Genomic DNA, 6,829 nt, shown 5'->3' with positions numbered 1-6,829 from the left:
CCTCAATTTCCTGTTTTGCAGGTGAAAGATACCCTCAAGGCATATCAACAAATTGGGAGATGGTGGCGCGATCGCTTTGATATTCCAGTGATTGGCGTGACTGGTTCTGTGGGTAAAACCACTACCAAGGAACTGATCGCGGCTGTTTTAGCCACCCAGGGAGAAGTTAAAAAAACGTTTGCCAACTTTAACAATGAAATTGGTGTACCGAAAACCTTGCTGGAAATTGGTGCAGAACATGACTACGCCGTCATTGAAATGGCGATGCGAGGAAAAGGACAAATTGCAGAACTCACGGAAATAGCTCGTCCAACGATAGGGGTGATTACCAATGTGGGGACGGCTCATATTGAGTTACTGGGTTCAGAAGACGCGATCGCCCAAGCAAAATGTGAGTTACTAGCCGAAATGCCAAGTGATGGTGTGGCAATTCTCAATCATGATAATTCGCGATTAATTTCCACGGCGGCGAAAGTTTGGCAAGGTAAAGTTTTGACTTATGGGTTATCTGGTGGCGATATTCACGGGAAATTGCTTGATAGCGAAACCGTCGAAGTCGCAGGAATGCAACTGCCTTTACCTTTACCTGGTCGTCACAATGCGACTAACTTTATGGCAGCTTTAGCAGTAGCAAAGGTTTTGGGGATAGATTGGTCACACCTAAAATCGGGTTTAGAAGTAGATATGCCAGGGGGAAGATCCCAACGTTTTGTTTTACCAAATGATGTGGTAATCTTAGATGAGACTTATAATGCTGCACCAGAAGCTGTGGTTGCAGCATTAAATTTGTTAGCAGAAACACCAGGGAAACGACACGTTGCTGTACTGGGTGCAATGAAGGAATTGGGAGAGCGATCGCACTTGTCTCATCAACGAGTCGGGGAAACGGTGAAGAAGTTGAATCTGGATGCAATGTTTGTGTTGGTAGATGGACAAGATGCACAAGTTATCGCTAATAGTGCCGAAGGTATCCCGTCTGAGTGTTTCGCAACCCATGGAGATTTGGTTGCTAGGTTAAAGACATTTGTTCAAGAAGGCGATCGTATTCTTTTTAAAGCAGCCCATTCCGTAGGATTGGATCGGGTTGTCAATCAGTTTCGCGCGGAATTAGAGCAACAAGCCCAAAGAGAAAAAGCTACAAGTTAGTAATCACAATTAACAAACATTGACTTAGAGTCTCTTGTGCATTTGTCAGTTCTGCAATTTCCTTAGTATAAGGAATGTCGCTAGACTGGCGAGCATAAGCAGTCAAAAGTGCTGTTCGACAATTTTGTCAAATTCACTGGTTTGAGATGTACTCACAATCAATACCAAATTGCATTTCTAGTTTCAATCAGTTCTAGTCGTACCATTTTGCGTACGGATAGTTATTCAGAATATTTTGGTCTTTACTCAGTAAGATGTTGTTATTTAATAGAGCATTTGCGGTAATAATCCGATCAAAAGGATCACGAGTCCAACTAATTGTTAAACTAATGCTTATAATATCATTAAAGTTTTTATTACATATTTGTAAATCAATTTTATCCGATAGATTAGAAATAATCACATCGGGTTCGTCTTTGATACGTTTAATCTCATATAAATACTGTAACTCTAATCAGACAATTGCCGAAATATAAACTTCATTCTCATTAATTAAAGTTTTAGCAATATTAGTTAATTTATCTGTCAAACCGGAATATAGCCATGCTACTACATGAGTATCAAGATAAATCAATGTTAACCTCCTGCTCCCAACTGATGTTAACTAAATCATCTGGATCTCCTTGAATAACACCAGGTTTAAAAGTTAAATTTTTAAGTTTATCTTTTTTTTCCATAGGAACAATCTTTAATAATTTTCCATTTTTGTTGATTTCTAGTGGGATACCTGTTTGTAGTACCTCATCCAGTAGAAGATCAATATTTTTACTCAATTCCGTTGGTGTAACCTTTTTCATTGGTTTCCTTAAAGATTCACGTTGTTTTATGAGTGTATATATTATAGCAAAAATTCTTCACTTACCCTGAATATTGTTATGCAATGTACTAACAATAGTGGTTATACTTATCAGCAAACCCAATCTTTGGTTAAAAAGGAACTAGTTGAAAAACATAACCTTTACTAGAGGGAACTGTTCTGAAGAATACATCATTTCTCAAAGCCGAACTAGTGCTAGAGGGAGAAACTACTGCTAAATCATATCGGCTGTAAATTATTTTCTGCAAGTCACTGAAGAGGGATTTGAATAATAAACTTCGTCCCTTCTCCCATTTTAGAGAAACAATCCAATTTACCCCCGTGTTTGTCAACGATAATCTGATAACTGATCGACAAACCCATACCTGTTCCTTTACCAACAGGTTTCGTTGTGAAGAAGGGATTGAATATCTTGTGCCGAACCTCTTCAGACATACCCAACCCATTATCCGCAATGACAATTTCCGCCCAGTGTGAATCAACTATAGATGTACTAATTGTGATACAACCGCTGTTACGCTGGGTTTCATGTCGTGTTCGTTTGGTGTAAAGTTCTTCAATGGCATCGATCGCATTAGCCAAAATATTCATAAACACCTGATTCATTTGCCCTGCGAAACAAAGAATTTGAGGCAACTGACCATAGTGTTTGACAACGGTGATGCTGGGATGCGCCCCGGCAGATTTTAACCGATGTTGCAGGAGCATCAACGTACTATCTAAGCCTTCATGCAAATCGGCTGCTTTATATTCTGCTTCATCCAATCGGGAGAATGTGCGTAATCCTAAGACAATTTTACAGATGCGATCGCTGCCTATCTGCATTGAATTCAAAAGTTTGAACAAATCCTGAACAAGGAACTCCAGTTCTATATCTTTAACTAGATCTGTAACTTTGCTATCTGGCTGAGGGTAAACCTCCTGGTAGAGGTTCAGTAAATCTATTAATTTCTGTACATAGGTATAAGCATAACTGATATTGGCAGCAATAAAGCTCATGGGGTTATTAATTTCATGGGCAATACCTGCTACCAACATTCCTAAGGCAGACATCTTTTCAGATTCCACCAGTTTTGCTTGCATCATTTGCAGATTGTTGAATGCTTCTTCTAGCTCCTGACTACGGGTTTGTGCCTCTGCTTGGGATTTTTCTAACCCTTGAATAACTTGGTTAACTAACTTTGATTGAATTTCGTAGGTGTTTTCTAACGCCACCCGATTGGCTTCCGATCGCTCGAGTTTTTTACGCAACAAGCGATTCTGCTTTTCCAAGTCCTTTATCCGTTGTTGCAGTTCCTTAACAGACAGATTATCCATGATGGATTACTCCACTCCTAAGAGTAGAGTCACAAACGTTTCATTATGAAATTGCGCTTCACCATTGGGTTGCAGGGGTGCAATTTCCCCATAAGTATAAAAACCCGCACAAGTTACGCCAGCAGGCATTTCAGCCTGCAAGACTTGATACTCTTGTTTAGTTCTAGTTCCTAGCACATGGATTCTTCCTGTGCAGGATAACAATAATGCTACAGTTGGCTGAGTTCCAGGGTAATGCTCAAGCGCTTGCCGCATTGACAGTCGAGCTGAGTCCACGATTCTATCTCGATCTGCTCCCACAACTTGAATTTCAGACAGGGGCGGAATATCCCCAAAAAAGCTAATGCTGCCAAAGGCTTCGTTATAAGCCCCGTTCGAGGTTCTCATGTACCAACTGTCTCGATTGGGTTCAAAGACAGCTAACCGATAGGCTGGAGTGGGGGGGATGTCGCCTAAATAATCTCGATAGAACTCTAAAGCAGGTTGTCCATCTACTTCATAAAGGACATTCCCTAAAACTTTGGTGGCTATTCCTTTTTTGCCGATTGGTGTCCAGCCAGTCGATAGCCCATGACCTAAAAGTATTGGACCTGATATTAACAGAATCGGCAGAGCATCGCTTAAAACTTCTTGACCAAAAAATTGGTAGGTTTGCTTAAACTGCCATTGGTCGCAAGTGGTACCACCAATTATAGGGACTTGTGTCCCTAAAGCCTGCTGCAACCCTTGGAGAATTAAAACTCCACTTGTGGTTAGGCTTTCTGGTGTTGTAATGCATAAGGCGACTGGTTGGTGGGTTTGTGCTTGAATAGCTTGAACCGTTTCATGGGCGATCGCCACAGGATCTGAGGAAACGTGATACCCAACTGCCGTGTAAAATTCTATTTCATCTGAACAAAGTAGAAGTAAGACGACAGAGTCTTGCTCAAACTCTAAAACCGAGGACATTTCACCACTCGTTGTCCCACCAATTAATTGAAGGTTCGGGAAGGTTTGATGAATACAGCGTAAGATTTCAGCATGGTCAAAATCTAGGGCAGCTAGTAAAATCCCAGCCTGGGGAATGGTGTTATCCAAGGCAGTCAAGCATTGTTCTATAACTTCTGCGATCGCCACCTTTGTGTCTGGATCATTACTATGGCCAACTACTGCTTTTAGCTTCGTTCCCATCTACCCTCCCTGCTGCCTGTATACCTGTTTCTCTGCACTTAGGATACCCACGCTCTTAACACAATTAATAATTTACACTAGCAGGATCGGTATCCATACTTCATTTGAATATTTTGTCTGGAATCGTAGTCCGGGCATCTTGCCCGCGTCCTCTATACAAATTAAATACGCAACAGCTCATAAGTTAACCATCTTAGTATTAAAGTTGCGCAAAGAAGTGTAAAGTAGTCTTGCTAATTTGACTGTGCAAAAGGTAACTAAACGTAACTATAAGTCGTCAAGTAGTAGGGTCATTTTATCCCCCAAACAATAACTATTGTTTGGTTGTAGTGGGTATTAAGAGGAGTAAAAACTGGAGTTGAACGGAACTTTGCTGAATATGAAGCGACACAGATTGCTAATTAGTCTTTTTCTCATCTCAACTTTTGTGAGACCTTTGTCTGTAAATGCTACACCCCCAAGAACTGCCGACAAAACAGTAAATTGTGAAATCCTTGTGGTGGGTGGTGGACTTTCTGGTGTTGCTACTGCTTACGAAGCTTTACTTGCAGGGCGAACGGTTTGCCTTACGGAAATTACCGACTGGTTGGGAGGACAAATTTCTTCTCAGGGAACATCTGCCCTAGATGAACGACCAACTCAGCGATCGCGACTATTCTACTCTCGCGGCTACCTAGAACTACGCCAGCGCATTCAACGTAAGTACGGTAAACTCAACCCTGGTAACTGTTGGGTAAGCGAGTCTTGTTTTTTACCTCATGATGGTCATGAAATCTTGACTTCTATGTTGAAGGAGGCTGAAAAGCGAGGTAAAGGGAAATTGCAATGGTTCCCAAATACAGTTATTAAGGAATTGGAAAAAAGCGCTGACGGCAAACTCATTGAAAGTGCGATCGCAATCCAACATCAACCTGCTAAGGGCGCACCACCACTCAACACTTTGCCATTATCTCAAACCATAGAAGACAGTTATACTTACGAAAACTCTTCTCAGTTCACCAAAACCATTATTAGCTTCGTTCCCAAGCAATCTCAGGGTTCACCCAAATGGTATGTGGTAGACGCGAGTGAAACTGGAGAAATCATCGGCCTTGCGGATGTTCCTTACCGCCTTGGCATTGATGGTGTTTCTTACTTAGAGCCTTCTTCTTCTAGTACTAACAACGATCCTTACTGTACTCAAGGTTTTACTTACACTTTTGCAATGGAGGCTACCAAGGAACCGCAAAAAAACACGGAACCCCCATTTTATTCACAGTATGCCCCGTATTATAGCTATGAATTAAAGAGATTAGCAAGCTATCCCCTAGTGTTTTCTTATCGTCGGATATGGAGCCCTAAACAGGGAAAACCAATGAAATTTGGTGGTCTTCAATTTACATCTCCTGAGCCAGGGGAAATCTCCATGCAAAACTGGACTTGGGGAAACGACTACCGTCCAGGAACGGCTGAAGATAACTTAATTTACACCCGGGAACAACTTGAAGCAACTGGGCAGTTAAAGCCAGGAGCTTGGATGGGTGGACTGCGAACAGAAAGTCTACGTAAAGCTGAAGAAAATGCTTTAGGCTACTTTTACTGGCTTTTTGCTGGAACCACAGATTCCCAACTAGGAGATGGAGTCAAACAACCAGAACCCAATATCAAATTTTTATCAGGATTAAATTCCCCAATGGGGACAGTGCATGGATTATCGAAATATCCCTACATGCGAGAAGGAAGACGTGTGATTGGACGTCCTAGTTGGGGAGCCCCTAATGGTTTCACTATCTGGGAAATAGATATTTCTCGTCGCAACTACAACGATGAATATTACCGTAAAGCACTATCATCAGATGACTATCGCCGCTTAAAAGCCGCATTAGCTGGTTTAGAAGGAACCTCAGTGATTTCTGGGCAGAAAAGTCCAGAAAATACAGCAAGAAGGACTCGTTCTACTATTTTCCCTGATTCTATCGGTATTGGTCACTACGCCATAGACTTCCATCCCTGCATGACCAAAAGCCCCCCAGAAGCACCTGGTAACACAGCACGCAGTGGTGAACAACGTGGCTCTGGACAAGCATATCCTTTCCAAATTGCTTTGAGGGCTATGATTCCCCAGAAAATCGACAATTTGCTAGTAGGTGGAAAAAGCATTGCCACCAGTCACGTTGCTGCTGCTGCTTATAGAGTACACTCTTTTGAATGGTCTGCCGGTGCAGCAGCAGGTACAACAGCCGCTTTTGCTCTCAAAAATGGAATAGCGCCTTACCAACTAATAGATAATTTACCGAGTCCAGAACCACAATTAGAAAATCTCAAACGAATCTTAGAAAACAACGCCAACCCCACCGCCTTCCCTGATACATCGATTTTTAACGAAAACTGGGAAGGGTG

5 protein-coding genes are annotated in these 6,829 nt (G+C 41.9%); 2 read left to right on the top strand and 3 right to left on the bottom strand.

Annotated elements, in window-relative coordinates:
- A partial coding sequence (locus G4P69_RS34745) for a UDP-N-acetylmuramoyl-tripeptide--D-alanyl-D-alanine ligase (RefSeq protein ID WP_208354475.1) occupies positions 1-1,146 on the top strand: 1,146 nt, incomplete at its 5' end.
- A gap of 560 nt (positions 1,147-1,706) precedes the next feature.
- Here G4P69_RS34745 and G4P69_RS34740 read toward each other — a convergent pair.
- From G4P69_RS34740 to G4P69_RS34730, 3 genes are all read right to left on the bottom strand, one after another.
- On the bottom strand, positions 1,707-1,943 hold the full coding sequence (locus G4P69_RS34740; RefSeq protein WP_208343745.1) for a type II toxin-antitoxin system Phd/YefM family antitoxin: 237 nt from the start codon (positions 1,941-1,943) through the stop codon (positions 1,707-1,709).
- A 269-nt stretch (positions 1,944-2,212) separates the two neighbouring features.
- Positions 2,213-3,280 (bottom strand): sensor histidine kinase, encoded by a 1,068-nt coding sequence (locus tag G4P69_RS34735; protein ID WP_208343746.1) that lies wholly within the window; start codon positions 3,278-3,280, stop codon positions 2,213-2,215.
- A 6-nt stretch (positions 3,281-3,286) separates the two neighbouring features.
- Positions 3,287-4,450, bottom strand: a complete 1,164-nt coding sequence (locus G4P69_RS34730; RefSeq protein ID WP_208343747.1) for an FIST signal transduction protein — start codon at positions 4,448-4,450, stop codon at positions 3,287-3,289.
- Between the two features lie 379 nt (positions 4,451-4,829).
- On the opposite strand from G4P69_RS34730, the gene G4P69_RS34725 reads away from it, so the two are divergent.
- Positions 4,830-6,829: FAD-dependent oxidoreductase (locus G4P69_RS34725; RefSeq protein ID WP_208354473.1), on the top strand; the 2,000-nt coding region annotated here is incomplete at its 3' end.

Source organism: Aetokthonos hydrillicola CCALA 1050 (assembly GCF_017591665.1).
Taxonomy (GTDB): Bacteria; Cyanobacteriota; Cyanobacteriia; order Cyanobacteriales; family Nostocaceae; genus Aetokthonos; species Aetokthonos hydrillicola.
This window is presented reverse-complemented; position numbering and strand designations above follow the sequence as displayed.